Here is a 26,356-nt window from a genome sequence, read left to right as displayed (position 1 = left end):
GGGGAGAAGAAAGGGGGGCCATCGCCTTCCGGACTCGCTTCGGTTCCTCAAATCCCCAGTTTATAACCGGACAAAGCAGGAGCGGATTGCGCTTTCGGTTTGCGAACATATGGACCGCGATAGGAGACCCTGACCGTGCGGATTCTGGCGATCGAGACCTCATGCGATGAAACGGCCGCTGCAGTGGTGGAGGAGGGCCGCATCCTGCTCAGCCACGTTGTGGCCTCTCAAGCGGCCTTTCATGCGAAATATGGCGGCATTTTCCCGGAGATCGCCGCCCGGATGCATGTGGAAGCCATTGTGCCTGTAACCCGGGAGGCGATGGCTCAGGCCGGCCTCTCGTGGGAGGCCATCGATGCCATAGCGGTGACCTACGGCCCCGGACTGCCCGGCTCCCTGGTTGTGGGGGTGAGTTTCGCCAAAGCCCTGGCTTTCGCTCGTCGCAAACCTCTGATCGCTGTGAATCACTTAGAAGGTCACCTTTACGCCCATCGCCTTCGGGTGGAGGGCAATCCCCCGGAGGATATCCCTTTCCCGTTTCTCGCTCTGATCGTCTCCGGAGGCCATACCGAGTTGATCTGGGTGCGGGATCTCCTGGATCATCGCCGGGTGGGCTGGACCATCGACGACGCGGCGGGGGAGGCGTTCGATAAAGTGGCGCGCCTCCTGGGTCTGGGGTTCCCAGGCGGGCCAGCGATCGAGCGCAGGGCCCAGGAGGGGGATCCGCAGGCGTTTTCGCTTCCCGCTCTCCCGAAGGTGGATCACCCCCTCTGGTTCAGCTTCAGCGGGTTGAAAACGGCGGTCCTTCGGATCGTGGAGCGGTTTGAAGGACGTGCGCTTCCAGTAGCCGATCTGGCGGCTTCTTTTCAAGCAGCGGCCATCGAACAACTGGTTACGAAAACCCTGGAGGCCCTGCATCATTACGAAGCGCGGGCCATTCTGATCTCAGGCGGCGTCTCCGCCAACCGGCGCCTCCGCGAGGAGATGGCCCGACGCGCCCCTGTTCCGGTTTATGTCCCCCCTCCCTGGCTCTGCACCGACAACGCAGCGATGATCGGCGCCGCAGCAGCGTTGCATGCCTACGCTGGTCACTTCGCATCCCTGGATCTGGATGTAGATCCGGATGCCAAGATCGGATAGAGCACAGGACGAATACTCCTTCCGCTGCGCAGGTCTTCCCCCAACAGCCCCTGCAGGGCTTGTGGGATGACTTCATCCTTACTCCGTCCCATGTCCTGCTCTCCTTCCCCTCTCCACGGGCGCAAGCGCCAACAGAAGGGAGGGTGCATTCGGCCGGGGATCCAGAGCGTCGGAGGCATTCTGAGGTTTTGGAGCCAGGCGTTGCACAATTCGAGACCTGCTGCATACGGCCTTGCCACACGGGGAGAGAGGGGGTAGGGCAGTCCCCTCGGCCCCACAGCCAGGGCGAAATCCAGCGTTTGGTTAGCGCTTGTGCTCCGCCGAAGAAAAAGGGGTCGAATTCGGGAGGGGCGGAAATCTGATCCTTCACCATGGCACCGGAAAGGCTACGCTCTCCCACTGAAAACCCGGAGGGAAGCCTTCTGCCCGAACTCGATAGTTGACAGGCCTTTCCTCCCTCGCTACACTAAATCCGGCACGCCGGGGATGTAGCACCTCGTGAAATCCATCGCATAATTGGGCGGAGGGTCCACCCCAGAAGTCCCTCCTCGCCCGTTACACAACCAGTCGCATTCATGTTTTGGCGCTTGAGGACGAGGTCCGGGTCTTCAGCCCTGGACCCTCTACCTCAAAGATGTTCCTTCTTCTTTTTTATTTCCGACCCGGTGGCCACGGGAAGGAAGAGAGCGCCTTTCGGGGGCGGGGCTGGGGTCCCCAGGCTCCCGGCCCTGCCCCCGGAAAATCCCTTGATCGACCAAGCAACCGTGCATCGTCGTAATCTGTTTCGAGGATTCGGGCAATCCAAGCGGATGGGGAAGGCGAGCGGCCTCTTCCCTTTCCCGCGGCTCAAAGGCCTCAGAAAAGGGGAAGGCTCTTTTCGGGGAGCTGGGCCAGGAGCCCTTCGGCTCAATTCCCGAATCTCGGCACCATCCAGCAACACCGCATTGAGAGGCAATCCTGATGGCCGCCGTTCAGGAAGGGCTGCAGGTTGATGAAGCCCGCCGGATGATTCTGGAGGAATTTCGGCCGCTTCCTCCCGAATCCGTCGCGCTGCCGCAGGCCCTGGGGCGGGTTCTGGCAGAGGCCATCCGGGCTGAGCATGATCTCCCGCCGTTTCCGAACTCCGCCATGGATGGCTACGCTGTCCGCGCCGCGGATACAGAGGGGGCCCAACGGGAACATCCGATCCACCTCCGGGTGCTGGGGGAGGCGGCTGCCGGTCATCCGTTCTCCGGCGCGATGGGGCCTGGAACGACGGTGCGGATCGCCACGGGGGCGCCGCTCCCTCCCGGGGCGGATGCGGTGATCCCGGTGGAGGATACCGATGACACATGGGGTCCTGGCCGCTCGCTTCCACCGATGATCGCTGTCTTCCGAGCCGTCCGACCGGGGGAGTTCGTTCGCCCGGCAGGCGAGGATGTAGCTCGAGGAACCATCGCGCTGGAGCCCGGCACCGTGCTCACGCCCGGCGCTCTGGCCCTGCTGGCCGCCCTGGGCCGCTTCGAGATCCCGGTTCATCGCCGTCCCCGAGTAGCCCTGCTGGCGATCGGCGATGAGCTCATCGAACCCGGTCGGCCGCTCCCCCCGGGGTGCATCTATGAAACCAACCGGACCGCCCTGGCCGCTCAGGCCCTGGAGGCGGGAGGGGAGCCAATCGTGCTAGGGATCGCCCGGGATGACCCGGAGGATCTGCAACGGCTGCTGGATGAAGCGGCTGCGCACCGCCCGGATTTGATCGTCTCCTCGGCGGGGGCCTCCGTCGGCGCTTATGATTGGGTAAAGGAAGTGGTGGGGCGTCATGGCGAGATCCGCCTCTGGAAAGTCCGCATTCGCCCGGGAAAGCCCTTCGCCTTTGGCCATTATCGAGGTGTTCCTTTCTTTGGGCTGCCCGGCAACCCAGTCTCCGCCATGATCACCTTCGATCAATTCGTCCGCCCCGCTCTGCGCCGGATGGGTGGCTATCCCCGCTGGGAGCGCCCGCGCATCCCGGCGCGCCTGGCCGAGCCGGTTTCCAGCGATGGACGTGAGACTTATTTCCGAGCGCAGATCTTCTACAAGGATGGCCAATTCCAGGCCCGTCTGAGCGGGCTTCAGGGCTCCCATATTCTGAGCGCCATGGCACGGGCGAACGGCCTGGTGATCCTCCCGGAGGGCATCCGGACGCTTCCGGCCGGCGCAACGATCATGGCGGAAGTCTGGGTCGATTTACAAGACCTGATCGAGACCTCCGTGATCCTTCCATCTGTAGCCCTGGGGAGGGCTTTATGAGCAAACGGACTCCTCAAACCCGCCGTGCTTCTTCCCCCCGATGGCTGCCCTTGCTGCTCATCGCGGCGGTGGTCCTCGGCGTTGCAGCCCTCATCGGATACCAGCTATGGACCAACCGACCAGCAGCGACGGTGGCAGCGGTCGATTATCCGACGGGTTTAACACCGGATGGATATCCCTACAAGGGGAATCCGGAGGCGAAGATCGTCATCGAGGAATATTCGGATTTCCAGTGCCCGGTATGCGCCCGTTACGCGCGCGAGGTAGGGCTGCGCCTGGATGAGAAGTATGTGAAACCCGGAAAGGTCTACTATATTTTCCGGTATTTCCCTTTCCTGGGGCCAGAGTCGTTCCGCGCGGCAGAAGCCGCGGCCTGCGCAGCGGAACAGGGGAAGTTCTGGGAATATGAGCACATGGTGTTCGCCAACCAGCGCGGGGAAAACCTGGGCTGGTTCTCCGACGACCGGCTCATCGGCTTCGCGACCCGGGTGGGATTGGATCGAGGGATGTTTGAGAATTGTCTGCTCTCCGGGAAATATCGGGATTTCGTCCGTAGCGCCACCGAGGCCGGCCGCCAGCGGGGGGTGCGAGCCACACCCACGGTCTTCATCAACGGCGAGAAGATCGAGGGGCTCTATGATGTGACTTTCTATGAAACCTATATCGACACCCTGCTGCGACAAGGTCAGTAGACCGGTTGCATGATCAGGCGAATGATCCCACGCCACGGGCAACTTCAGGCGTCAAGTCCCATCCAGGGGCCTTCGGGAGGGAAGCGATCCAGGCCCCTCCCCCCAAACCTGCGGGAGGGCTCGGAAGTTGCCCATGGCGTATCCTTTCTTTCCATCCATGGCCCATTCATCCGTGGAGATGTCCAGGCCCGCTCTCGAAGATCCTGCGGGGCCTCGGGCTACGGAAGGGACACCTTCCATCGAATCTTGCAGGGAGCTGGATCGAAGCCTTGCCGTCCGTTTCCCCACGCTTGAACAATCCTCTTTCCCCTCCCTATGTCCCGAAGGGACGTAGGGAGGGAGGGGGCTCTCCCCGCTCCTGAAGCGACATCGGATGGGCTCTCGAAGCATTAATTTGCGGGATAAAACTCGATAAAAAGCGGAGGGGCAGATGGCGCCGCGCGTCACAACGGCGCACAGGGATATGCTCTCTTTCATCCAGCTGGCGCTGGCCCTGGCTGGGGCAGGCGTGGCTGGATATCTCGCATGGAGCAAAATCAGCGGAGAGGGTCTGATCTGCATCGGGTTCCGAGGCTGCGATATCGTGAACAACAGCCCCTATGCAGAGTTACTGGGGATCCCGGTGGCCGTCTGGGGATTGGGGGCGTATCTGGTTCTTGCAGCGCTGGCGCTTCCATTTTGGGGAAGCCATGCCTCCCTTCAGACGTGGGCCGTGGCGTTCTCTTTCGCCATCGCGTTGGGAGGCTGGGTTTTCTCCATGTATCTCACTGCCGTTGAAGCTTTCATCCTCCATGCGTGGTGCAGCTGGTGCGTGACCTCGGCGATCCTGATCACCCTGCTGCTGGGGGTGTCCGGGATCCGATTCTATCGAACATTCTTTATAAATAACCTGTAACCCTGTTCCAATCCCTGTGGCCCCTGCTGGGGATTCGGCGCTTGCGCCTTCCCCTCCTCCCTCACGTTGCTGAATGGTGTAGGCGGGGAGCAGGGAAAGAAGCGGAACGGGCGGCTTCGCCGCTCGCTGTTTATCCCAGAGCGAACGGATATCCAGATCAGGAGGAGCCTATGCCTCGCATTCGATGTCATTATGTCGACTGTGTCTATTTAGAGGCTGGCATGTGCACAGCCGATGAGATCGAGCTGGATCCAGAGATGGGCTGTCTCACCTACACTCAGGCGGAAGAAGAAGAATGGGAGGAAGAAGAGGAGGCCCTGGAGGAGGAAGAGCTGGGCTTCGATGAAGAGGAAGAATGGGAGGAGGAATTCGCACTGGAGGAAGATGAAGAGGACGAGGAGGAATGGTAGTCCCAGCCCCCAAGCGTGAACAGGCGGGCTGGAGGCCCCCGCCGCAAAACCTCCATCCTCTTGAGGTTAGCAAGGCACCGCACTCTCGCCAAGGGGAATATGGACTCTTATATTTCTACGCGCTCCATCGTTGTGCGCTCTGTCCATGCACCACGATGCTCGAGGGCCTGAAAGAGACGCAGGGGCTCCACCACCTGTTCCGGCGGGAGCACGCCGTGCTGGGAGATCTCACCCCGGGCGACCCAGCGGGCGACCTCGGCGGCCGGGACGGCAACCAGCATGGCGCTCCCGCCGCCTTCCAAACGGGGGTGGGGGCCTGCAAGGGTGTCGACGCGCAAGCGGACAGGTTTCCCGCCCCGCCATCCCCATGCCTCCGTCGCCACGTCTTTAAAGCCGGAGGCTGAAGCTTCCTGCGCCGTCGGGCGACGTCGCAAGACCTCCACCAACACATCCCGTGGGCGCACCCGAACACGATGAGCCCCTCCCTCCTCCACGGCGGGAACTTCAACCGGCTCCTGGCCGGTCAATCCCAGATCCGCCATGAACTTCAACCGCCGAACCACTTCCTCGCCCAGACCGAAGAAGGTGATTTTGAAGAAGCACTCCCGCAATCCCTTCTCCGCATAGGTCAGAGGCAGGGTAGCCACCTCGGAATGCAGAGAGAGATGAACCTTCTGCCATCCCACAGGTTCCCGGAAAAGATAGAATTCCTCCCCGGAAAGAGGATCCTTCTCCACAAAGGCTCCCTCCTCGAACACCACGGGGCGCATCGTGAGCTCATCGAGGATGGTCCGGATGGAATAACCCCATGCGAATTCCCCTTCTCCGGGCGGTAGGCTGCCGTTGTAAATTCGCAGGCGCTCGACCCGATCCAGCTGGGAGGCCAGATAGGCGGCTTGCACGTTCGAGAGGCCCGGACAGGAACCTATGCCCAGGATCGCCAGAAGCTTCCGGGATCGGAACTCCTCGTCCAGAGCGAGCTGGCGGCGGGTCATGTGGAAAAGGCCCCCCAGATCCAAATAGGGGACGCCTGCCTCCAGACAGGCCTGCATCGCCTGGAGGTTGAAATCATATTGGGCGGCGTTGATGCATACGTCGGCCCTATACAGCAGGTGTGCGGTCTGATCCACATCCAGGAGATCACAAAACATGGCCCTGGCCCCAGATCCGAGCTCCTGGGCGACCTGGATGGCGGCCGCCTCATCCAGGTCCGCCACGATCACCTCCTCCGCCGGATCAGGCCCCTCGATCAGATCTCGGGCGATCAGCCGGCCGATCTTCCCGGCCCCTCCCAGGATCACGACGCGCATGGAATCTCTCCTTTTTGATACGTCCTTTATCCATAACGCTTCATGAAGCGGGCGATCCGCTCCAGGGCCTCTTCGATTTTTTCGTAGGCCGTGGCATAAGAGCAGCGCACGTGACCCGCCCCTCCCAGGCCGAAGGCGCTGCCTGGCACCACAGCGACCCTCTCTTCCAAGAGCAGGCGCTCACTGAATTCCTCATCGCTCATCCCCGTGCGAGCGATAGCGGGGAAAGCGTAGAAGGCGCCCTTTGGCTCAAAACATGTCAGGCCCAGCTCGTTGAGGCCCTTCACAATCAAGCGCCGGCGTCGATCATACTCCTGACGCATTTGCTCCACATACTCCTCCCCGATCCGAAGGGCGGCCAGGGCCGCATACTGAGCGGGGGTGGGGGCGGACATGATCGTATACTGATGGATCTTGCGCATCGCATCCATGAGCTCCTTCGGGGCCGCCGCGTAGCCGATCCGCCAACCCGTCATCGCGTAGTCCTTCGAAAAGCCCCCCAGCAGAATGGTGCGCTCCCGCGCTCCGGGGAGCGAGGCAAAGCAGGTATGAATCCCATCGTAAACCAGGCGGTCATAGATCTCATCGGAAATCACCAGGAGATCGTATTTCTCCGCCATGGCGGCGATGGCCGCCAGCTTCTCCCGAGGCATCACGGCACCGGTCGGATTATTAGGATAGCCGATGAGGATCGCTTTGGTGCGCGGAGTAATGCGAGCCTCGACGTCAGCGGGGTTAACCTGGAAATCCTCCTCCGCCCGCGTGGCGAAAGCGATGGGCACGCCACCCGCCAAGACGACCTCCGGCGCATACGAGACAAAGCAGGGCTGCGGAATGATCACCTCATCCCCTGGATCCAGGATCGCGTTGACGGCGAGGTAGAGGGCCTCGGACACCCCCACGGTGATCAGGAGCTCAGACTCCGGATCATACGATACGTCGTAGAGGCGATAAAGGTGCTCCGCGAGCGCTTCCCGCAGTTCAATCAGACCGGAGTTGCTGGTATAGTGAGTTTCGCCTCGCAACAGCGATTCGACGCCGGCCCTGAGGATCGGTTCGGGGGTGACAAAGTCAGGCTCTCCAATGCTCAGGCTGATGACATCTTTCATCGTCGCCGCGATATCAAAGAAGCGGCGGATCCCCGAGGGCGGAATGGAAGCTACGCGCTGAGCGATAAAGTTGCGCATCGCCGCTCTCTCCAGGAGGAAAATGAGCCTGGAAGCTGAATTGAGGATTCCTTATCTCATCTCGTTAGACGGGTTGTGCAATTCGGCCACGCATTGCCCCACCCCCTTTCCACGGCCCAAAGGGCGGTGGGAATGGGGGATAAAAAACTCGATAGGCCGGGAAGGCCAGTCTCCCGGTTCCAAAAAGCCCTTCTGCTGTAATCACGCATCAACTCCATTATATTTACTATTTTCTCGCTCGAGATGAGATGTGCCCTCGGTTTGCCGATTGGAACCGGAGCGGGCCCGCTGGAAGGCCCGGATAGAGTCCCCACGCCTTTGGGGCACGCCCTCGGGGTTAGGCGGCTGGACAAGCCGCCTCTTCGCGGGCTTTCTAAGCCCTCCTTTCAGTGGACGCCAAAACCTCGCGCGCGACGGCCCGGAATTCCGCCAGGATCATGGCGGTGGCCCCCCAGATCACATGGTTCTCCAGTCGAAACACCGGAATCCGCCAGCGCGCGCCATAGACTTCACGCTCCTCTTCGTCCTGATGAAGGGGATCGAGAAGCCAGGAGAGGGTAGCCTCCAGCACCTCCGCCACCTCCATCGGCGCGGGACGAAACGTGGGGCGCCTGGGGAGATACCCAACCACCGGATGCACGATGAAGCTGCTGGGGGGGACGAAAAGCGGCGTTAGAGAGCCCAGGATCTCCACCGCCTCCCCCAGGGGCCCCAGCTCCTCCTCCGTTTCCCGAAGGGCAGCCTCCACTGGGGATTCCCCGGGCTCGCATGCCCCCCCAGGAAGCGAAACTTGGCCTTTGTGATAGGCGACATAGAGGGTTCGGAGGGTAAGCGGAAAGGCCAGCTCCGAACCGTTGGGATAGAGCAGGATCAACACGGCCGCTGCACGGGCCTGCGCCGGTTCCTCGTTCAGCTGCGCCAGCAACGCCCGCCGGTAAGGAGGGGCCATCTCCCACTGGGCGGACGGTCCGGGGAGCGGCCGGGCCAGCCGCTCTCGAAGCCGCCGGATAAGTTCCTGTAGGGAAAGCTGCGCGGGCTCCGGTTCCATGGCCGATCCTATGGATCCTTCTCATCGAAGTCACGCCATGTGCGACCTTCAAACTCTCCCGCGGGTTTTGGGGCTGGGGCGCCGCCTTCGGCGCCCCAGCCCCAAAAAGTTTTTTCCACTCCCTCCCCAGGGCCCTTGGGGAAGGGCTCAGCTTGCTTCCCATCCCCATTGGGGTTAGTTCTTTCCCCAGGCGATCGCTTCCTCCAGGAGGGCTACCACTTCTTCATCCGGCACCTGGTCGAATTGTTCATAGAACGCACCGACGGCCCAGAACAGCGCAGGGGTGTAAAGCACCATCACCGCGTCCGCCTCTGCCTCCACTCGCGGGAGCATCTCCGGCGGGGCTACTGGGGCAGCCACAATCAGGCGCTTCGCCCCCCGGTTCCGCAGGGAGCGCAGGCTGACCCGCATGGTCGCCCCCGTCGCGATCCCATCATCCACTACCACCACCGTCCGGCCCTCCACCGGGATCGGCGGACGGGCGCCGCGGAAGACGGCAGCCCGCCGTCGTAGCTCCTCCTGCTGACGGCGAACTTCCTCTTCAATGTAAACAGGAGAAACTTCCAGCTCCGCTACGGCGAGGGGATCTATCCACAGCGTTCCATCCTCGGCCACCGCGCCGATGGCCAGCTCCGGGTTGCCGGGGGCGCCCAGTTTATGGGCCAGGACCACATCCAGGGGCGTTTGAAGAGCGCGGGCGATCTCATAGGCGACCACCACACCCCCCCGAGGGATCCCCATCACGACCACCCGCCCCACTCGGGCCTCCGGCTCCAGATCCCGCAATGCCGCCGCTAACCGCTGTCCGGCATCTTTTCGATCTCGAAATCGCATTCAGTCCTCCCCCTCTTTTTCCGATCAGAAAGTGCACAGTTGACCCCTTCCCACGCTGAGCCAGGCACAGAACGATGCACGGCCAGCCGCAAAAATCCGATAGTTACGCACTACTGCTTTGTCCAGTTATCCACTGGGGATTGGAGGAACCGAAGCCCGTCCGGAAGGCCATGGCTCCTTCCCCCAAAAATCTTTCGGGGGCGGTGTGGAGGGCCTTTGGCCCCCCGCACCGCCCCCTACCCCCCAATGAAAATGGACAAAGCACCACTCTCTCGAAAACCATCTTAACGCAAATCGCCCCTCGATCACCAGCGGGATAGCGCGGGGGAATGACGTGAAAGGCCGATCGGCTCCCTTTCTTCCCCTCCGTGGGGGAGAAGGGGGAAAGAGCGAGGATGTCAGATAGCGGCCTGCATGTCTCAGAAACCCCCACAGGGAGCAAGCCAACGCGTGCGATGAATTCGACGCTGCTTGCGCGAACGATGCATCTCTCCGCAGGGATTCGGGGGCTGGCGGGACGCCTTCGGCGTTCCGCCAGCCCCCACCCGTCGTGCCCTCCGGGGGGCCGAAGAGACGAAGCGGGGCGGGAGCAGCTTGCCCGGCTGTTGCGCTGGAGGCGGAACACGAAAATCCTCCTCCCGATGGCTCTGGAGGCCACGGGGAGGAGGGAGAAAAACACAGGAACTGCGCGGCCGGTTTCCTCCTATTACCCTCTTGGAGGAGGATCGGCGAGCGATTTAACGCCTGGGGCCAGCGAAGTAGCTTAAAGCGAGACGGATTTTCTCCTCCAGCGACAGGTTGGGGTCCGGCGGCACATGGGCCAGGGCGGCCTGGGCCTCGACCACGCTGTAGCCCAGGGCGGTGAGCGCGGCGATGATCTCCGTGTCGTCGGCCCGTGGGATGGGAACCCCAGGCGCCGACACCGCGCCGATCCGATCCTTCAGATGAAGGATGATTGCCCGCGCGGTTTTGGGGCCGATGCCAGGCACTCGCCGGAGGACATCTACCTGCTCTTGGGCGATCGCCGCCCGCAAGGTGGGAGCGGAAAGGCCGAGCAAGGCGAGAGCGGCCCGTGGCCCCACGCCGTTCACAGTGAGCAGTTGCTCAAAGAGCTCCCGCTCGTCCTCATCGGCGAACCCGTAAAGGGTGAAGAGCAGCCCGTGACCTTCCATACGGGTCACCAGCGTCGTATGCAGCGTGATTGGCTCCCCGATACGAGCCCGGGCCAGCACGCTGGGGGGGACATAAGCCTGGATCACCCATCCGCTCAGATCCAGCCGGATCCAATCCTTCCCAATGGCCTCTACGATCCCACGCACCTGAACGAGCATCGCTCCTCTTTGTTATTCGGGATCTCGCTGGCAGGCCGGAAGGACCCCTCCCCCCCCGAACCCTATAAGTGTTAACGGGAGGCCCGCTTTCGCCGGGTCCATGAGGCCGTGGGCATGGCCCCATCTCTCCCACCCCTCTCCGGGCGGCTTTGCCGCACAGGGAGGTGGAAAGAGACAGTTTCGGGGGGGTGTGGGTCGCCTTCCTGAGAAATATTTGGGAGTTACGCCGTTTGCTTCCTCAGGTGGCTTTGGGAGCGGAGCCGGGCGCCTTCGGCCCCCGGCTCTGCCCCTCGCAGAAGTCTTTTCTTCCCCCTCCCCACAGCCATGTGGAGAGCGGAGAGAGGGAAGAAAGATCCTGGCTCATGCTCCGAACACGCACCACTGGCTGGGCCCGGTTGCGGACATGGATTTAAAGCTCCTCCATCCGAATCTCCCACGCGGGAAGCCCTGCGAGCTCGGCGGCCAATGGCCACGGTCGGGCCGGCGGAGGTGCAGGAAGCGCCGCGTAAGCGGGATCCGTGATCAGCCATATGCCCGCCGGGAGCAGATACGCCAGACGAATCGCCTCCTCAACCGCCTCGCCGAACATTGCCCCTGCGGCCAGCCCGGGGCCTTCCAGCCACCCCACGGATACAGATCCGATGTGAAGCACTGCCCTCCATGGGGGATCCCCATGATTCGTGCGTCGAAGGGCGCCGAGCGCCCGAGCCACGCTGGGGAACAGGCCCAGCAGGCTTCCATCCGGGATGGGAAAGGGGAGGCCATTTTCCTGTCGAAGGGAACGGGTCCAGCAGGCCCACTCCGAGAGTAGATGTTCCGAACCTCTGGGATCCGACGGGCGCAGAACGAGGATACCAGCGGAAGGATAGCGCCCCTGGGATGGGAGAGGCGGACGGAAGGCGGCGAGCCAGCGGAACCCAGCGCGCAGCGCAGCCAAGCGCTCGGCCACTGCGATCCGGGCCGGGAGCTCTCGAGGGGCATACGGCTTGGTCACATAATCATCCGCTCCCGCCAGGAGAGCCTCGGCGATGTGATCCGGGTCAGCGCGCCCGGAGACCACCAGGATGGTCAGGCTCCAGCCAAAGGATCGGGCGCGCAGCTCCCTCAACCACGCCAAGCCGTCTCCATCGGGAAGGTTCAGGTCCAGGACGATCACCGTGGGGCGAAGCTCCAGGAGGCGCTGGCGGGCAGTTCGGAGATCGGGGGCCACCACTGCAGGCCGGCGGCTCCAGCTCAGCAGCTCATAAAGCGCCTGCGCCTCAGCGGGTTGATCCTCGACAATCAGAACCGGGCCGATCATGTTGAATCCATCTTGCTCGGGTGTGATCCGGGCAATCCTTAGACAAACGGACTGTGCCCCGGGCCCTTTGAGCCCTCTAGGCGATCGAGGGCCAGCCCCCTACCCTGGGGCCCGAAGGGCCATGGGAGGAAATTGAACATCTTGAGGGCAGGCAGCCCCGCCCGTCCCCCCATCTCTAAGGCATCGCCGATAGGCGGGCGTGGTTGAGATGACAAATGGCAACCGCGAGGGCATCCGCCACGTCATCCGGACGGGGGATCTCGGGCAGGCGCAGAAGCATGCGGACCATTGCCTGGATCTGCGCTTTGGGGGCGCTCCCGTATCCGACCAGCGCCTGCTTGACATCGGCCGGTGTGTATTCGTAGACCGGGATCTCCGCCTGGGCCAGCGCCAGCAGTGCTACACCGCGCGCCTGGCCGACGGCGAAAGCGGTGGTGACGTTGCGCCCGAAGAACACCCGCTCAACGGCCGCCACGTCTGGCTGGTAATGTTGAAGGAGCGCCCGGATGGCCTCGTAGAGCCGACGGAGGCGCAGAGGGAGCGGCTCCTCGGCCGGTGTCCGGATGTCCCCGTAGGCCAGGGCCTCGAGATCCCCTGCCCGGTCCTCTACAAGGCCATAACCGGTTATGGCGATCCCCGGATCAATCCCTAACACCCGCATCAAGCGGCCTGGGCCTCGTATTTTCGGATCAGCTCATCGGAGATCTCCAGGTTCGAATAAACCTGCTGCACGTCGTCCAGCTCCTCCAGCGCGTCGACCAGCGACATCACCGACGTGGTCGCATGGTCATCGAGGGTCACCCGCGTCCTGGGCCGCATGGTCAGCTCCGCGTTGTCGATGGTCAGGCCGGCCTGCAGCAGGCTCTGGCGGACCGCCTGGAGATCCTCCGGCGCCGTGTAGATCTCCACCAGATCCTCGCTGATCTCCACATCTTCCGCCCCGGCCTCGATAGCGAGCTCGAAGATCCTCTCCGGATCCTGGCCGTCGGGTCGGATGGCGATGTAGCCTTTCTTCTCGAAGTTCCACATCACCGCGCCGGATTCCGCCAGGCTGCCGCCATGGCGGGAGAAGATCCGGCGGAGCTCAGCCACCGTCCGGTTGCGATTATCCGTCAGCACCCGCACGATAATCGCCACCCCGTGGGGACCATAGCCCTCGTAGAGCAGTTCTTCGAATTGTTCCGCCCCCTTCTCCAGACCGGCCCCGCGCCGGATGGCCCGTTCGATGTTTTCCTTCGGCATATTGGCCGCCCGTGCCCGCTCGATCGCCAGCCGCAGGCGCAAGTTCGTTTCCGGATCCGGCCCTCCCTCCCGGGCCGCGACGATCAGCTCTCGGGTCAGGCGGCTGAAGAGCTGCCCCCGCTTGGCATCCATAGCCGCCTTGCGGTGCTTAATGTTCGCCCATTTGCTATGTCCGGCCATTGAGGCTCCTCCTCCGCCACAGGGGTCTTACGTTCCTCTCCATCGCAATTCTATCATAACGTAGCTGCGTGCTTCCTCGGAGCGCCTCTCCCTTGACGGCATTCTGCGTCCTCATCCCCTCGCCGCCCCACAAAGCGTACTCCGCCTATGTCGGAAGTCGGTTAGGTGAATACCAGATGGCACTCCTTCAAGGACGAAGGGCTTCCATCCATCGCGCCGAGATCACATGCTCGTTGCCTCCCCTCCTGCGCCAGAACGACCTGTCCCCCATAGCGCCGATGAGCTTTGTTAAGAAGCTTAAGTCGACTTTTGCCCGCTTCGGGCTTATAATTATGTCAAGGCCGGACAACTTGGCGGATGGGTGACGGGAAGTCCGGTGGGAAACCGGCGCTGCCCCGCAGCGGTAACCAGGGACGAAAGCCGCTGAGTGCGGCCCGCCCCAAAGGGCTGCATGATCCGCCACTGGGAGAGACATCTCCTGGGAAGGCGCGGCGAGTAGGACGATCTGGAAGCCCGAAGACCGGCCCATCCTCCCCAACCTGCTGATCGCCTCGCGGGAGGGCGATCGAGGCTGCCTTCCTCATCCAAAAGGCAGAACCTTCCCCGGCCGTTTCCCGTGGGAGTCCACCTTCGCGCGATCTCTCCGTCCTCACGGCCATCTAAGCGATGGGGGCGGGGCTATCATTTCCCCTTCCAGCAGATCTGTCGCGGGGGGGAAGAACGATACATTTTCCCATCCTCCACTGGGAGGCTGCGATGATCGCACAAGGAGTTTCCCACGGCGAGGCGCTCCTGCGTCGCTGGCTTCGGATGACCGAACTTCCAGAGCCCTTGCAGGTCCAACTCCTCGCTGAAGCTCAGGAGAGCATGCTCGACCGCCTGGAGCCTTTCCAGGCCATAGAAGGGCTGCTCCTGATCGCCACCGCTCACATCTGGGAAGATCCTTCGTGGGAACGGGCCGCCGCGGCTCTGTTGCGACAGCGCATCCTTCTGGAGACCACAGGATCGGAGGATCCAGACTACATTTCCTGGTTTCCTCAATACATTCGGACGGGCGTAGAAAAGGGCGCGCTCCACCCCGACCTGCTCCGTTTTGACCTGGAGCGGCTGGCCCGAGCGATTGACCCACAGCGAGACGCCCTCCTGCCCTACATCGGCCTAGCCACCCTCTACGACCGCTACCTGGTGCGCGATCCGGAGAGCCGACAGGTGCTGGAGCCGCCCCAAGCAATGTGGATGCGAGTGGCCATGGGGCTGGCACTGGCCGAAGCTGACCGGGAGGCGTGGGCGTTGCGCTTCTATGAGCGGATCAGCACTCTGCGCTACCTGCCTAGCACCCCCACCCTCTTCAACAGCGGAACGCCCCACCACCAGCTGGCCTCGTGCTACGTCTACGAAGTCCACGACAGCCTGGACCATATTCTGGACGCCGCGTCCGCTTTCGGGATGCTGGCCAAATACGCCGGGGGGATCGGGGCCTCGGTCACTCGCATCCGGGCCGTCGGCGCCCCGGTGCGCGGCATCAACGGCCGCAGCGGCGGCCTCATCCCCTTCCTGCACTTTTACGACGCCCTGATCCACTCCATCAATCAGGGCGGCCGGCGGCGGGGGACGATGGCCGCCTATCTGGAGCCGTGGCACTTGGAAGTCGAGGCCTTCTTAGATCTGCGCCGCAACGCCGGCGATCCCTACCAGCGCACCCCCTCCCTCGACACCGCCCTCTGGATCCCTGACGTCTTCATGGAGCGGGTGCTGGCTGACGGCGATTGGTATCTCTTCGACCCGCTCGTCGCCGGCGACTTGGTTGACCGCTATGGAGAGGACTTCCGAAGGTGCTATGAGGATTACATTGAGCAGGCGGAACGAGGACAGCTCCCCCGCCGAGCCTGGCGCAAGGTGCGGGCGCGGGAGCTCTACCGCAAGATCCTGGCCGCCCTGATGGAAACCGGCCACCCGTGGATCACCTTTAAGGACAGCGCCAACCTGCGCAGCATGCTGCGCCACGCCGGCGTGATCCACTCCCTCAACCTGTGCACCGAGGTCGCCCTTCCCACTAACCGCGACGAGATCGCCGTGTGCAACCTGGCCAGCGTCAACCTCGTCCGCCACCTGCGGCCGGACGGCCGGCTGGACGAGGCGGAGCTGGCCCGCACGGTGGAAATCGCCCTCCGGGGGCTGGACAACGCGATCGACCTGAATCTGTATCCGGATGAGCGGGCCCGACGCAGCAACCTCTTGAATCGGCCGGCAGGACTGGGGCTGATGGGATTTGCCGAGCTGATGGCCCGCTGGGGCCTCTCCTTCAATGACCCGGAGGCGGCGGAGCACGCCGACCGCATCCTGGAGTTCCTCTCCTATCACGCCATCCGCGCCAGCGTCGCCCTGGCCCGGGAGCGCGGCCCCTTCCCCCGCTTCGACGGAAGCGAGTGGTCCAACGGCCGCCTCCCGCTGGACACCCTCGCCGACGTGGAACGGGCACGCGGCCGCCCGGTGCCCGTCGACCGCTCCTGCCGCGGTGACCTGGACTGGGAAGGCCTGCGCGAGGAGGTGCGTCGAGGGATCCGCAACGGAACGGTGATGGCCATCGCCCCCACGGCGACGATCGCCCTGATCGCCGGCACCAGCCCCAGCATGGACCCCTACTTCAGCAACCTGTTCGTCCGGTCTACGCTTTCCGGAAGGTTTGTAGAGTTCCACCCCGTGCTGGTGGAGATCCTTCGGGAACTCGGGTTGTGGGAACGGGTCCGGGAGCGACTGGTGGAATCCCAAGGGGACGTGATGGGCATCGCCGAGATCCCCGAGCCGGTGCGCCGGCGCTTTCCTACCGCTTTCCAGATCCGGCCGGAGGCTCTGCTGGAGATCACGGCCCGGGCTCAAAAATGGGTGGATATGGGGATCAGCCGCAACCTGTATTTCGCCGCTCACTCGCCCGCCGAGCTCGAGGGGGTTTATCTCCGGGCCTGGGAGATGGGGTTGAAGGCCACTTACTATTGCTACACGATGCCCCGCATGCGGGCCGAACCGGCGACCGTGGCCGTGAACAAGAGCGCCCAGCGCCCCCGCTGGGTGGAAGCAGTGGAGGCCGAGCTGCAGGAAGGCGCCGCCTGTGCGCTGAATGAAGCCTGCGAGGCCTGTCAGTAGCCCGCCGACCCCAGCGGCCGGTGTCCAGGCATCCGGCCCAACGACATCTTCACTACCCCACAGAGAGGAGGCTGCGCGATGCGTTCTGCCCAAGGGCTGTTCAGCAGCAATCCGCTGGAGCCGATGCGTCTGTTCCCGCTGCGCTACCCATGGGCCTACGCTCATGTGCAGCAGGCCAAGCGCAACACCTGGTTTCCCGAGGAAGCGCCGCTCCAAGATGACGTCCAGGATTGGCACGAACGGCTCAGCCCAGAAGAGCGACATGCGGTCGAGATCCTCCTCGGGTTTTTCAACCCGATGGAATCCATGGTCACCAGCAATCTGCTGATGGCTCTTTACCCTTATCTAACCGCTCCTGAGATCCGGCTGTATTTGGTCCGACAGGCCTGGGAAGAGGCGAACCACACCATGGCCTTTGAATACGTGATCAAGACTCTTCCTGTGGATCGGGAGCGGGTGTTCGGGATGCTGGAAGATCATCCCGCTGTCGCAGCCAAAGCGGCCTTCCAACGTCAGCTTACTGCCGAAATCCTGCAGCCAGGGCTGGACCTGAGCACCCCGACAGGACGTCGACGATTCCTCCGCAACCTAGTGGGCTTCTTCGTGGTCCTGGAGGGGATCTTCTTCTATTCCGGGTTTGCCTTCGCTCTCTCCTTCCGGCGGCGAAACCTGCTGCGAGGCCTGAACACGATCATCGATTGGGTGCTGAAGGATGAAAGCCTGCATTTGTCCTTCGGCATCCACCTGATCCAGGCCTTTCTCCAGGAGCACCCCGAGGTGCGGACGGAAGACATGATGGAGGAACTGCGGGAGATGATCCTGGAAGCGGTCTCCCTGGAGGAGAACTACAATCGATCCCTTCTGCCACAGCCGATCCTGGGAATGCATGCGGAGCTACTCAACGGCTATGTGCGCTACGTGGCGGACCGGCGGATGGAGGAGCTGGGGATCGGCGCACAGTTCCACAGCCCGAATCCTTTACGTTGGCTGGCAATTGAGATCGACCTGCCGGAGCAGGTCAACTTCTTTGAAGCTCGCAACGTGAACTACGAGATCGGCCGGCCTCGTCAATAAGGCCCCCAGGGCTCGCGGCGCGATCCGTCGGACGCCTGGCCTCTCTGCAGGAGAGCAAGAAAACTTGGGTAGCCGGAGGAGCGCCCGCGCCCCCCAGCGCGCCGCTTAGCCGGCTACCCTGAATCCCAGGCATGCGACGCGTCGCATGGAAGCATCCAGTCTCGAGCCCATCCGGTGGCGAGATCAACCCACTCATATCGCAGCTCTCCGGGCCTCACATGGAGAAGACCCGCTGTCGGCCCTCGCTGGACGTAATAATCCGGGGCCACGGGGCCCGGGTTCACCAGCCAGACCCCATTCACGCGGACCAGGTGCGGCCGATGGGTGTGCCCAGAGACGATCACATGCACTCCATCCGGAAAAGCGAAACGCGCATATCGCAGATAACGCAACGGTTCGAAGCCGATGGTTGCTTCCCGAATTTTGTTCCTTAAATAAACTGGCCAGCCCCCATGGCCATGCACCAGCCCGATCCGAACCCCGTTGATCTCCACAATCTCCCGCCATGGCAGCCGAAGGCCCAGATCGGCGTTCCCCCGGACCGCCACGACGGGGGCCAGGCGGGCCAGCTCATCCAGCACCGGCCAGCGATTCAGATCCCCCGCGTGCAGGATCAGGGCCACGCCGCGAAACACCTCAGCCAACTGCGGCGGGAGACGTTCCAGCCGCTGCGGGACATGGGTGTCGGCGATCAGACCAACAGTCAACGTGCGCATGCGCTCCACCTCAGCGCTCCGCTCCCGCACGCTTCCCCTGCGCCTCCACGCGCCGGATGAAGCGTTCGATCTGCTCAAAGGCCTCCTCCCGCTCGATGTCCTCCGGGATAACGTGGCCGCTGCGGACCAGCCAGTGGATCGTCTTATCTGTGCTCCCCAACCGGTGATAGATCGCCCATCCCTGGTCCGGAAGGACCGTGCGATCGGACTGGGAGTAGATCAGCAAGGCCGGACAGCGCACCTGGGGAAGACGAGCGGTCGTCGCTCGAAGGACCTGAAGCAGCTCCTCCACCACCGCGAGCGGATACCATGAGTAGGAGACCCGTTCCGCCTGCGCCTCCGGATCGCGGAGATCCGAGGATGGTTTCCCCACATTCGGGATCAGCCGTTTCAGCAACCAAAGAAACCGAAGACGGATGTCCCGGATCCGATAAGGAGAGGCCATGACGATCAGTCCGTCCGGCGGTTGTCGGGCCGCCTCATAGAGGGCGAGGATCCCACCCATAGAGAGGCCGCACAGGAATACGTGCTCGCATCGGTCTCGCAAGGCCTCCGCACCCCTGGCCACGGTCTCCGCCCAGTCCCGCCAAGTGACCTGTCGCAGATCCTCCGGTCGTGTCCCATGGCCGGGCAATCGAACCCCCAGCACGGTCATCCCATGATCGGCCAGGAAGACCCCTAAGGGACGCATCTCCTGAGGGGCGCCCGTGAACCCGTGGATCAGCAACACACCCACCGGCCCTCCGGGGAAGAAGAACGGCTCGCCTCCCGGGCGCAGCGGCCCTTCTCCGGGACGGAGCTCCCAGAACGTTCGGATCGCCTCGTCGAAAGGGGGGTAGATATTCCTGAAATCCTGAGCGGCCATGCGCGATCGCTTCTCCTTCCTGAGTCAGCACCTGGAGGCTTTCGGGTTAGGAAGCCTACCCAACCCCGAAATCTTTTCAGACCCGTTGCATAATTCATATCGGAGCTACATCGCAAGGTCCTTATCCTATGATCCCCAACCCTCGAAGGCCTGAACAAATTCGGGCGATGTTCGCCCGCATCGCCCACCGGTATGATCTGATGAATCGCCTGATGACCGGCGGGATGGATCTCCGCTGGCGCCGGCAGACGATCCAGGCATGCGCCCTTCCGCTGGACGCCCGGGTGCTGGATGTGGGGTCCGGGACCGGCGATCTGGCGGCGGAAGCGCTGCGCCAGCGTCCCGCTGCCCTCGTGGTGGGCTGCGACTTCACCCTCCCGATGATGCTTTGCGGGCGCGAGAAGCCTGGCCGCGATCGCATCCGATGGGTGGGCGGGGACGCGCTGCGTCTCCCCTTTCCGGATGAGCAATTCGACGCCGTGGTCTCCGGCTTCGTGATGCGCAACGTCGCGGATCTGGACCTGGCCTTCCGGGAACAGGCCCGCGTGACGCGCCCAGGCGGCCGGGTGGCATGCCTGGAGGCCATCCGTCTGTCTCCGCGATGGTGGACTCCATTTTATCGCTTTTATTTTCATCGCGTGGTTCCATGGATTGGAGCGATCGTGGCGGGCGATCGCGCGGCCTACACCTATCTCCCTCAATCGGTGGAAGATTTCTTCACCCTGGAGGAGCTGGCTCAGGCGATGATCCGGGCTGGCCTCATCCTGCAAGAGACCCGAACATTCCTGTTCGGAGCTGTGGCCCTTGTAGTCGGCGTCCGGCCCTGACTTTCTTCCCTCGAGAGGCCCGCGGAGGGCCGCCCGCCCTCCGAAGGCAATCCCATCCGCGCCGGTCGGTTTGGCCGTGCCTTGTTGCAAGCCCAGGGGTTGGGGGAGTTGCGTCCCTTCCCTATGCTGGGAAGCGGCATGGATAAAGAAGCAAGTCCCGAACCCACCACGGGGATCGCTCCGATCGCAGGAACCTGTTTGGGAGGGAGCCGTCCACGAATGCAAGCACGAATCCCCGAACGGAAGGGCCTGCGGGCTGCGAACACGGCGGGCGGTGGCCCGGCAAGCCTTGAGGCCGCTCTTCCTTATGGATTGTGCAAGACAATCTGTTCGGAGGACCCGGGTGGATGGAAACGCATCGGCTACGAACGGTTCAACGCGCTGATATGGAAGGCAGCCGCCGAATGGGAGGAGACCTACGGGGCGTGAGGGATCGGAGAGCCCTCCTCGAACTTCCAGGATCATGCTGCCTGGCTTCGGCTGCGCACCGTTTACACGTTGCGAGAAAGCATCGCGACCGTATGGCGGATCCTCCGCTGGGCTGTCGCCGGCGCCGTCGGCTACAGTGCAATCCTTTTCCTTGATCTCGCCGTGAGGACGTCGGGATCAGCCGGGCTGGGATGGTGAGCGTACAGCCTCGCCGCATGGGTCTCGCAACACTCGTTCCAGTCGACTTCATGAAGCTTTCCATGACTTGACCGTTTCCTTCGTTAGCTTGCGCAGACGATTGTATAATTATGTATAATTAAATGGAGATCTATTCCGGACCGCTCTAGTGCAGCAGGGTGAAGCAGCAGGCGGTGCTGAGCGCTATGCGGGGGCATTGAAGCGCTTACTGGGGATGTTGCAACTGTAAGCTGTGAAAAGTAAAAAGTAAGATGCGAGAATTTTATATGCCCCAAAATTACAAAAAGGAGATAATCGGAGATCCTCAAGCGCCGCGGAGGAGAATCGTGTTCTCATCTCCACCGATATCGACTGCGGATTTTTCCTGCGAGATTTCCATGAGGACCGCTCTGCCTGCGGCGGCCCACGCTCCACGAAAAATCCCCACACAATTGGTGAGAAGAGACTTTTAGGACTGGGATGCGGGAAACTCTGTTTCAAGCGTAGCCCAAATCGGGGGATCTTCCTGGACGCTCGCCCTGCGTCGGGCGCACGCTCCGATGACACAGGCGGATGACACCGTTGCGAACCGAAGGTCGCGAATAGCGAGGCGGGCCGCTCGCTTGGTCTTCCGCAGGCAGAAGAACGGCGGGGCCAGGTCCGCAGCTCCATAACATCCCGCCCGCGCCGGAGCCCTTCACCGGCGGGCGTTCCGGCGGATGCGCTCGATCTGCTCCTCGGTCACCGGCCGGCCGAAGGACTGGAAGCCCCCGAGGCGAAACCCGTGCTTCTCCGCCAGCCGGGCGATCTCCTCCACCTTCTCCAGCCGGAGCTTCCGCCCCAGCGTGTAGGATTCGTAGCGGCCTTCCAGAGCTAGGATCATCGTTTCCGCCATGCACGCATAGGCCATCCGGGGCGGGAGCCCGAAGTCGAACCCGAAGTCCACCTCGCCAGGCACCTCCACCATCCCCCCATCGATCACCAGCACGTCGTCCCGCCGCGCGGCCACCGTCTGGGAGACATCTCGAGGGAGGGCAACATCGTAGACCACTGCTCCGGGTTTCAGGTGATCGGGCTGGATAATGCTCTCCAGCGCGCTGCTCACGGCGAGAATGAGATCCGCCTCCCGGATGGCCGCCACATCCGTGACGATCTGAACCTCAGCGCCTTCCGCCTCCACTTCCTCCCGAACTCGAAGCAGGCGCTCCGGGCGGCGGCCCACCAGGATCATCCGCGGGACCTCCCGGGCCAGCAGCCGGGCGGCGATCCGCCCGATGGCGCCGGTCGCCCCCACCACCGCCCCGGTGGCCTCTGCCAGCACGATCCCGATCCGCCGGGCGGCTTCGCGCAGCGCCTGCACGGCAACCGCCACCGTGTAGCTGTCCCCGGTGGTCACCGGGACGCTCAGGTGTTTGGCGATCGTGACCCCCGCATCGCCCACCACCGACGTGAAGGCCCCCAGCCCCAGGATCCGAGCCCCCAGCCGCTCCGCCAGCCGTCCGGTCTCGATGATCTTGCGATACACCCGCTCAGGGGGCAGCGCCAGCATCCGCTGCGGGGTCAGCGGGCAGGCTACCAGCCATCCTTCGATCTCCTTGCCGGTCGCCCGTGAGCGAACCCCCGTCACATGGGAGAGATAGACCGGAGGAAAATAGGCGGAGAAAAAGTGGATCGCGGCCGTCGGCAACAGGCGTCCCAGAAGGGGGAATTTACGCTGGACGTCCCGCTTCGGGTCGATGGGGTGAAGGATGAAAGCAAAATTGTCCATCTCTCAACCACCATGTTTTCCGTTGGGCTTTGGACAAATGGGCCTCGCACCAGGCCTCCTGCGCCTTCTACCTGTTGGGGGCCAGCCCCTCCAGCCCTCGAACCTCCGTGGAGAAAGAAGGCATGAATTCTTCCAAAGTCCAGTTTCAGAGGGGACGGTCTGCCGAAGGCGGCCACCCTCCTCGAAAGATCGAACGCTCACAAGGTCATCCTGGAGGAGACCTCCGCTTTCTCCCGTGGATACAGCCGCGGATGAAGCGCCGCCCCGCCCGGGATCCGCAGATGATCGCTGTCTTCGTAATACACATTCTTTGTGATCACGTGGCGATCAGAGGTAGCGAAGAGGACCACGTCGGATTCGATCATACGGGCGGGGTAGATCACCAAGCCGGACCCCAGGCGGCAGTGATGCCCCACGCAGCCGCCCAGGACCGGCATCCCGGCCTCCACCAGCTCATCCCGGAAATGGGAGCGGATGGGCTTGGGAAGCAGATTGAAATCCGTGAAGGTGGTCCCCGCGCCGATGAACGTGTCGCGGCCCACGACACATAGCTGCAAGCATGTGTTCTGGGCCACCATCGAGTGTTCCATCATCGTGGTCATAAAGAGGGCTGCCCGGAAGGGGAGGAAACAGCCATCGCCGACCACGCTCAGCAACACCTGGACCCCCTGGCCGATGTTGACGTTGTTGCCGATGATGCTGTTGGCGATGACCGCTCCTGCGCCGATGGTGACGTTGTCGCCGATGACCGCTGGCCCCTGCAAGATCGCCGTGGGATCGATCTGGACATTCCGCCCGATGCGGACCAGCGCCGAGGACGAGAGGACCTGGCGTCGCTCCAGCATCGCCCGCCACAGGATGCGGAGCTTAACATCCAAGCGATGAAGCTGCGCCTCCATCCGCGCGCCCTCAGCGAAGATCCCGAAGGGGGAATTGGCCATGAAGATGTGAACCCAGTGCTCGATCGAGAGGAAAGCCCGCAGGGGCACCCAGAAGGTGAGATCCCCCTGGTTGGGGGCCATGTAGCGGGGCACCCGATAGTAGCCGATCTCCCGGGCCAGGGTCTCGATGACCAAAGGGCGTGCATAAGGCTCTTTTCCGTAGGGGAAATACCACAAATCCGCAACGTAGACATCCCCTTCTCTCCGGATCCCGCGCTGGAGGGGCAAGGCGTGATGGACGATCGCTGGGTCGTTCAGGGCGAAGGCCACGCGGCAGGCCTTCCCCAGCCGTCGCGCCCGCTCCAGAAACGTCCGAATGAACGGCTCATCGAAAAACAGGTTATCCCGATATACGAGGGTTGGCACGCGATCGTCCGGGACTTCATCCAGGGAATCGACCTCTATCTCCTCGCCGCAATAGGGAGCCAGAAGATCCCGCTGCTGCAGCCAGAGCGGCTTGTTCAGAACCATGAGGTCCCGCGCTGGCTCATTGAAGGGTGGGATCAGGCGGCGATCCCGAATAATGACCTTCCGCAACTTGCCACTCATCCCGGTCTTCCCCTATTTGGGGGTTTGGGATGTAGGGCGGGGGCCTTCGGCGCCCGGCTCCGCCCCCAAAGCCCCAGCAGGTGAGGAACTATGTAACTCCTATAAAATTGGACAGAGCAACACTATTCCGAATCGCTCGACAGCAGAAACTCCGCCAGGACTTGCCAGAAGCGTTCCGGCTCATCCAGCATTGGAAAATGGCCCGCCTCCGGCATCCAGACAATCCGTGCCCGGGGAGCCTGCTGCGCCAGGAGAAACGCCTGGCTCGGGTTCACAATGTTGTCGCGAGCTCCATAGATCCCCAGGGCCGAAGGGCGCAGCTGAGGAAGCAGCGGGCGGAGATCCGTGCGATGGAGGCTGCCGATGCTCTGGAAAAAAGAGCGAAGCGTGGTGCGGGAGAGGTCCCGTTCCCACATTCGATACCATGTCCGCCAGTTCCGGGTGATGGTGGGTGAGACCAGATAGGTCCCCGCTTTCACCACGGCTGGGAATGCATATGCCAGGAAAGCCCAGAAGGGCCGACCCGCCATCTTAAGAAAGAAATTCAACGAGGTCCCCACAATCGGAGAACCCACCACGGCCACCCGGGTCACCCGGTCCGGATGCCCCAGGGCCACCCCGAGGGCCACTGTTCCCCCCATGGAATGGCCCACCAGCGCCGCCGAGGCGATCCCCAGGCGATCCATGAACTGGACCACGAGGGCGATGAAATCGGGGACGGTGAAGCTGGCCCGCTTGCGATCGGACTCGCCGAACCCCCAGAAATCCAGCGCATACGAGCGGCAATGGGAAGCCAGGGCGTTCATGGTGTCGATCCAGTAAGCCCAAGATCCCAGCCACCCGTGGAGGAAGATCACGGGCTGCCCCCGACCGATCGCCTCGTAATGGACAATCCCCTGTTCCGTGACGATCGAGCTCATCTCGAAAGCCCGAACATGCAGGTCGCCCAATCCCGGCAGACTGGTTAAACGACATTCCTGATGGGCAAACGCCGCCCCTCCTTTCGGGTCATCGCTGGGAAGCTGAAAGCTCCTCGAGGATGGAGTAGAGCAGCTCCAGGACCACGGTTTTCACACTGTCGCGTCGGGTGGCCACGCATGGCAACACCTTGATCTGACCATCCAGGCGCAACGCGATGCGAAGATCCTCCGGGTCCCAGGCATCTTCGAGGTCCTGTTTGTTGGCGGCGACCACAAAGGGGGTTTGCGCGTAGCGACGGAAGGCGTCGAGGATGTTACGGGCCTCACGGAACGTCTCGGGTCTCGTGCTGTCGACCATCACAATGAATCCCAACATTCCCTCCGCCAGGATCTCCCACATAAAATCGAACCGCCGCTGACCGGGCGTCCCGAACAAATACAGCACCAGATCCTTATCGATGGTGATCCGCCCGAAGTCCATCGCCACCGTGGTCTGATCCTTAATGGCCCGCTCCGCCGCCGTGGAGATCCTTCGTTCGGTAGAGACCACCTCGATCTCGCTGATCGTGCGGATGAATTGAGTCTTCCCCGAGGCAAAGGGCCCGGTCACTACGATCTTCACGGCCTGCATGGGTTAGCTATCCTCCTCAGAGATCTATCGGAACAGGGAGGTGGACCTTCAGTCTTCGCACCCGCATTCTATCGGGCGGAGATCGTATGAGAGCTTATGGTGCTAGCCTGCCCTGGAAAGCCGATGAGGCCCTTTCCGAACGGTCCTCCAAGCCGTGGGGAGGGAGATTCGAGACCCCGGATGCAGGCAGGGCCGTCGAAGTCCGCCTCACCCCCATCCTGAAATGCCATGGACGAACGGACAGACATCTTCCTTCCCACAGCCCGGAGGGCCACGAGGGAAGGAGCGAGAAGGGATCAGTTTTCTCGCCGGCGGAAACCCCGGACCGAAAGCCCTATCGTCCACCGGATGGGTAGAAACCGGATATCGGCCAGCTGGACGAAGGGATCTGGGATTGGCTGAACTCTTGCAGGCGGGCCAGGCCGCTTTCGGCAGCTCCGCTGCTCTCGAAAGCGCTACAGCCGACGGAAGTAATTGATCA

General features: G+C 62.9%; 23 protein-coding genes and 1 riboswitch. Of the genes, 9 read left to right on the top strand and 14 right to left on the bottom strand.

What is annotated here, in order from left to right:
* Positions 1 to 135: 135 nt before the first annotated feature.
* The 5 genes from tsaD (at position 136) to NZM16_RS07420 (ending at position 5,405) form a co-directional block, all read left to right on the top strand.
* Positions 136 to 1,140, top strand: coding sequence for a tRNA (adenosine(37)-N6)-threonylcarbamoyltransferase complex transferase subunit TsaD (gene tsaD, locus NZM16_RS07440; RefSeq protein ID WP_295448532.1), 1,005 nt, complete (start codon positions 136 to 138; stop codon positions 1,138 to 1,140).
* A 960-nt stretch (positions 1,141 to 2,100) separates the two neighbouring features.
* The gene (glp, locus tag NZM16_RS07435; RefSeq protein ID WP_295448536.1) at positions 2,101 to 3,408 is read left to right on the top strand and encodes a gephyrin-like molybdotransferase Glp; all 1,308 of its coding nucleotides are present in this window, start codon (positions 2,101 to 2,103) and stop codon (positions 3,406 to 3,408) included.
* On the top strand, positions 3,405 to 4,100 hold the full coding sequence (locus NZM16_RS07430; protein WP_295448539.1) for a thioredoxin domain-containing protein: 696 nt from the start codon (positions 3,405 to 3,407) through the stop codon (positions 4,098 to 4,100). The genes glp and NZM16_RS07430 overlap by 4 nt, the downstream gene beginning before the upstream one ends.
* Positions 4,101 to 4,530: 430 nt before the next feature.
* A complete protein-coding gene (locus tag NZM16_RS07425) occupies positions 4,531 to 4,995 on the top strand; it encodes a vitamin K epoxide reductase family protein (protein ID WP_295448542.1) in 465 nt (154 codons plus the stop codon).
* 170 nt (positions 4,996 to 5,165) lie between these two features.
* Positions 5,166 to 5,405, top strand: a complete 240-nt coding sequence (locus NZM16_RS07420) for a hypothetical protein (protein WP_295448544.1) — start codon at positions 5,166 to 5,168, stop codon at positions 5,403 to 5,405.
* A gap of 107 nt (positions 5,406 to 5,512) precedes the next feature.
* Here the strand turns inward: NZM16_RS07420 and NZM16_RS07415 are convergent, their stop codons facing one another.
* From NZM16_RS07415 to NZM16_RS07380, 8 genes are all read right to left on the bottom strand, one after another.
* A complete protein-coding gene (locus tag NZM16_RS07415; RefSeq protein WP_295448547.1) occupies positions 5,513 to 6,715 on the bottom strand; it encodes a saccharopine dehydrogenase family protein in 1,203 nt (400 codons plus the stop codon).
* Between the two features lie 26 nt (positions 6,716 to 6,741).
* Positions 6,742 to 7,902: an aminotransferase class I/II-fold pyridoxal phosphate-dependent enzyme gene (locus tag NZM16_RS07410; protein ID WP_295448550.1), complete on the bottom strand. Its 1,161-nt coding sequence runs from the start codon at positions 7,900 to 7,902 to the stop codon at positions 6,742 to 6,744.
* A gap of 373 nt (positions 7,903 to 8,275) precedes the next feature.
* The gene (locus NZM16_RS07405) at positions 8,276 to 8,950 is read right to left on the bottom strand and encodes a CoA pyrophosphatase (RefSeq protein ID WP_295448553.1); all 675 of its coding nucleotides are present in this window, start codon (positions 8,948 to 8,950) and stop codon (positions 8,276 to 8,278) included.
* 174 nt (positions 8,951 to 9,124) lie between these two features.
* Complete coding sequence (locus NZM16_RS07400) at positions 9,125 to 9,784, bottom strand: phosphoribosyltransferase (protein ID WP_295448556.1); 660 nt, start codon at positions 9,782 to 9,784, stop codon at positions 9,125 to 9,127.
* A 737-nt stretch (positions 9,785 to 10,521) separates the two neighbouring features.
* Positions 10,522 to 11,115: a Holliday junction branch migration protein RuvA gene (gene ruvA, locus NZM16_RS07395; RefSeq protein WP_295448559.1), complete on the bottom strand. Its 594-nt coding sequence runs from the start codon at positions 11,113 to 11,115 to the stop codon at positions 10,522 to 10,524.
* A 409-nt stretch (positions 11,116 to 11,524) separates the two neighbouring features.
* Positions 11,525 to 12,415 (bottom strand): response regulator transcription factor, encoded by an 891-nt coding sequence (locus NZM16_RS07390; RefSeq protein WP_295479661.1) that lies wholly within the window; start codon positions 12,413 to 12,415, stop codon positions 11,525 to 11,527.
* 175 nt (positions 12,416 to 12,590) lie between these two features.
* Positions 12,591 to 13,076, bottom strand: a complete 486-nt coding sequence (ruvC, locus tag NZM16_RS07385) for a crossover junction endodeoxyribonuclease RuvC (protein ID WP_295448607.1) — start codon at positions 13,074 to 13,076, stop codon at positions 12,591 to 12,593.
* Positions 13,076 to 13,837: a YebC/PmpR family DNA-binding transcriptional regulator gene (locus NZM16_RS07380; protein WP_295448564.1), complete on the bottom strand. Its 762-nt coding sequence runs from the start codon at positions 13,835 to 13,837 to the stop codon at positions 13,076 to 13,078. Before NZM16_RS07380 ends, ruvC begins: the two co-directional genes overlap by 1 nt.
* 321 nt (positions 13,838 to 14,158) lie before the next feature.
* A riboswitch (cobalamin riboswitch) is annotated at positions 14,159 to 14,381 on the top strand.
* Between the two features lie 212 nt (positions 14,382 to 14,593).
* On the opposite strand from NZM16_RS07380, the gene NZM16_RS07375 reads away from it, so the two are divergent.
* Positions 14,594 to 16,978 (top strand): ribonucleoside-diphosphate reductase subunit alpha, encoded by a 2,385-nt coding sequence (locus NZM16_RS07375; RefSeq protein WP_295448566.1) that lies wholly within the window; start codon positions 14,594 to 14,596, stop codon positions 16,976 to 16,978.
* A 78-nt stretch (positions 16,979 to 17,056) separates the two neighbouring features.
* The gene (locus NZM16_RS07370) at positions 17,057 to 18,052 is read left to right on the top strand and encodes a ribonucleotide-diphosphate reductase subunit beta (RefSeq protein ID WP_295448569.1); all 996 of its coding nucleotides are present in this window, start codon (positions 17,057 to 17,059) and stop codon (positions 18,050 to 18,052) included.
* Between the two features lie 113 nt (positions 18,053 to 18,165).
* Here NZM16_RS07370 and NZM16_RS07365 read toward each other — a convergent pair whose 3' ends face one another.
* Positions 18,166 to 18,798 (bottom strand): metallophosphoesterase family protein, encoded by a 633-nt coding sequence (locus NZM16_RS07365; RefSeq protein WP_295448572.1) that lies wholly within the window; start codon positions 18,796 to 18,798, stop codon positions 18,166 to 18,168.
* Positions 18,779 to 19,633: an alpha/beta fold hydrolase gene (locus NZM16_RS07360; protein WP_295448574.1), complete on the bottom strand. Its 855-nt coding sequence runs from the start codon at positions 19,631 to 19,633 to the stop codon at positions 18,779 to 18,781. Before NZM16_RS07360 ends, NZM16_RS07365 begins: the two co-directional genes overlap by 20 nt.
* Before the next feature lie 128 nt (positions 19,634 to 19,761).
* Here NZM16_RS07360 and NZM16_RS07355 point away from each other — a divergent pair, with 128 nt between their 5' ends.
* Both NZM16_RS07355 and NZM16_RS07350 read left to right on the top strand, forming a co-directional pair.
* A complete protein-coding gene (locus tag NZM16_RS07355; RefSeq protein WP_295448577.1) occupies positions 19,762 to 20,460 on the top strand; it encodes a ubiquinone/menaquinone biosynthesis methyltransferase in 699 nt (232 codons plus the stop codon).
* 219 nt (positions 20,461 to 20,679) lie between these two features.
* The gene (locus NZM16_RS07350) at positions 20,680 to 20,889 is read left to right on the top strand and encodes a hypothetical protein (RefSeq protein ID WP_295448580.1); all 210 of its coding nucleotides are present in this window, start codon (positions 20,680 to 20,682) and stop codon (positions 20,887 to 20,889) included.
* Between the two features lie 874 nt (positions 20,890 to 21,763).
* Here the strand turns inward: NZM16_RS07350 and NZM16_RS07345 are convergent.
* The 4 genes from NZM16_RS07345 to NZM16_RS07330 all read right to left on the bottom strand — a co-directional run bounded on the left by NZM16_RS07345 (position 21,764) and on the right by NZM16_RS07330 (position 25,875).
* Positions 21,764 to 22,834, bottom strand: a complete 1,071-nt coding sequence (locus tag NZM16_RS07345) for a hypothetical protein (protein ID WP_295448583.1) — start codon at positions 22,832 to 22,834, stop codon at positions 21,764 to 21,766.
* A 197-nt stretch (positions 22,835 to 23,031) separates the two neighbouring features.
* Positions 23,032 to 24,324, bottom strand: a complete 1,293-nt coding sequence (locus tag NZM16_RS07340) for a hypothetical protein (protein WP_295479659.1) — start codon at positions 24,322 to 24,324, stop codon at positions 23,032 to 23,034.
* A gap of 122 nt (positions 24,325 to 24,446) precedes the next feature.
* Positions 24,447 to 25,244 (bottom strand): alpha/beta hydrolase, encoded by a 798-nt coding sequence (locus NZM16_RS07335; protein WP_295448588.1) that lies wholly within the window; start codon positions 25,242 to 25,244, stop codon positions 24,447 to 24,449.
* 88 nt (positions 25,245 to 25,332) lie between these two features.
* On the bottom strand, positions 25,333 to 25,875 hold the full coding sequence (locus NZM16_RS07330; protein WP_295448591.1) for an ATP/GTP-binding protein: 543 nt from the start codon (positions 25,873 to 25,875) through the stop codon (positions 25,333 to 25,335).
* Positions 25,876 to 26,356: the final 481 nt, after the last annotated feature.

This window comes from Thermoflexus sp., from assembly GCF_025055495.1.
Taxonomy (GTDB): domain Bacteria; phylum Chloroflexota; class Anaerolineae; order Thermoflexales; family Thermoflexaceae; genus Thermoflexus.
The sequence above is the reverse complement of the archived record's forward strand: the minus strand, read 5'-3'. Positions and strand labels throughout refer to the sequence as shown.

Excerpts from the sequence above, each read along its gene's own strand:
- NZM16_RS07335 (WP_295448588.1), bottom strand. The coding sequence starts at position 25,244 with ATGAGCTCGATCGTCACGGAACAGGGGATTGTCCATTACGAGGCGATC.
- NZM16_RS07330 (WP_295448591.1), bottom strand. The coding sequence starts at position 25,875 with ATGCAGGCCGTGAAGATCGTAGTGACCGGGCCCTTTGCCTCGGGGAAG.
- NZM16_RS07430 (WP_295448539.1), top strand. The coding sequence starts at position 3,405 with ATGAGCAAACGGACTCCTCAAACCCGCCGTGCTTCTTCCCCCCGATGG.
- NZM16_RS07375 (WP_295448566.1), top strand. The coding sequence starts at position 14,594 with ATGATCGCACAAGGAGTTTCCCACGGCGAGGCGCTCCTGCGTCGCTGG.
- NZM16_RS07360 (WP_295448574.1), bottom strand. The coding sequence starts at position 19,633 with ATGGCCGCTCAGGATTTCAGGAATATCTACCCCCCTTTCGACGAGGCG.
- NZM16_RS07410 (WP_295448550.1), bottom strand. The coding sequence starts at position 7,902 with ATGCGCAACTTTATCGCTCAGCGCGTAGCTTCCATTCCGCCCTCGGGG.
- NZM16_RS07390 (WP_295479661.1), bottom strand. The coding sequence starts at position 12,415 with ATGATCGGCCCGGTTCTGATTGTCGAGGATCAACCCGCTGAGGCGCAG.
- NZM16_RS07415 (WP_295448547.1), bottom strand. The coding sequence starts at position 6,715 with ATGCGCGTCGTGATCCTGGGAGGGGCCGGGAAGATCGGCCGGCTGATC.
- NZM16_RS07420 (WP_295448544.1), top strand. The coding sequence starts at position 5,166 with ATGCCTCGCATTCGATGTCATTATGTCGACTGTGTCTATTTAGAGGCT.
- NZM16_RS07405 (WP_295448553.1), bottom strand. The coding sequence starts at position 8,950 with ATGGAACCGGAGCCCGCGCAGCTTTCCCTACAGGAACTTATCCGGCGG.
- NZM16_RS07370 (WP_295448569.1), top strand. The coding sequence starts at position 17,057 with ATGCGTTCTGCCCAAGGGCTGTTCAGCAGCAATCCGCTGGAGCCGATG.
- NZM16_RS07355 (WP_295448577.1), top strand. The coding sequence starts at position 19,762 with ATGATCCCCAACCCTCGAAGGCCTGAACAAATTCGGGCGATGTTCGCC.
- ruvA (WP_295448559.1), bottom strand. The coding sequence starts at position 11,115 with ATGCTCGTTCAGGTGCGTGGGATCGTAGAGGCCATTGGGAAGGATTGG.
- ruvC (WP_295448607.1), bottom strand. The coding sequence starts at position 13,076 with ATGCGGGTGTTAGGGATTGATCCGGGGATCGCCATAACCGGTTATGGC.
- glp (WP_295448536.1), top strand. The coding sequence starts at position 2,101 with ATGGCCGCCGTTCAGGAAGGGCTGCAGGTTGATGAAGCCCGCCGGATG.
- NZM16_RS07340 (WP_295479659.1), bottom strand. The coding sequence starts at position 24,324 with ATGAGTGGCAAGTTGCGGAAGGTCATTATTCGGGATCGCCGCCTGATC.
- NZM16_RS07400 (WP_295448556.1), bottom strand. The coding sequence starts at position 9,784 with ATGCGATTTCGAGATCGAAAAGATGCCGGACAGCGGTTAGCGGCGGCA.
- NZM16_RS07380 (WP_295448564.1), bottom strand. The coding sequence starts at position 13,837 with ATGGCCGGACATAGCAAATGGGCGAACATTAAGCACCGCAAGGCGGCT.
- NZM16_RS07345 (WP_295448583.1), bottom strand. The coding sequence starts at position 22,834 with ATGGACAATTTTGCTTTCATCCTTCACCCCATCGACCCGAAGCGGGAC.
- NZM16_RS07425 (WP_295448542.1), top strand. The coding sequence starts at position 4,531 with ATGGCGCCGCGCGTCACAACGGCGCACAGGGATATGCTCTCTTTCATC.
- NZM16_RS07350 (WP_295448580.1), top strand. The coding sequence starts at position 20,680 with ATGCAAGCACGAATCCCCGAACGGAAGGGCCTGCGGGCTGCGAACACG.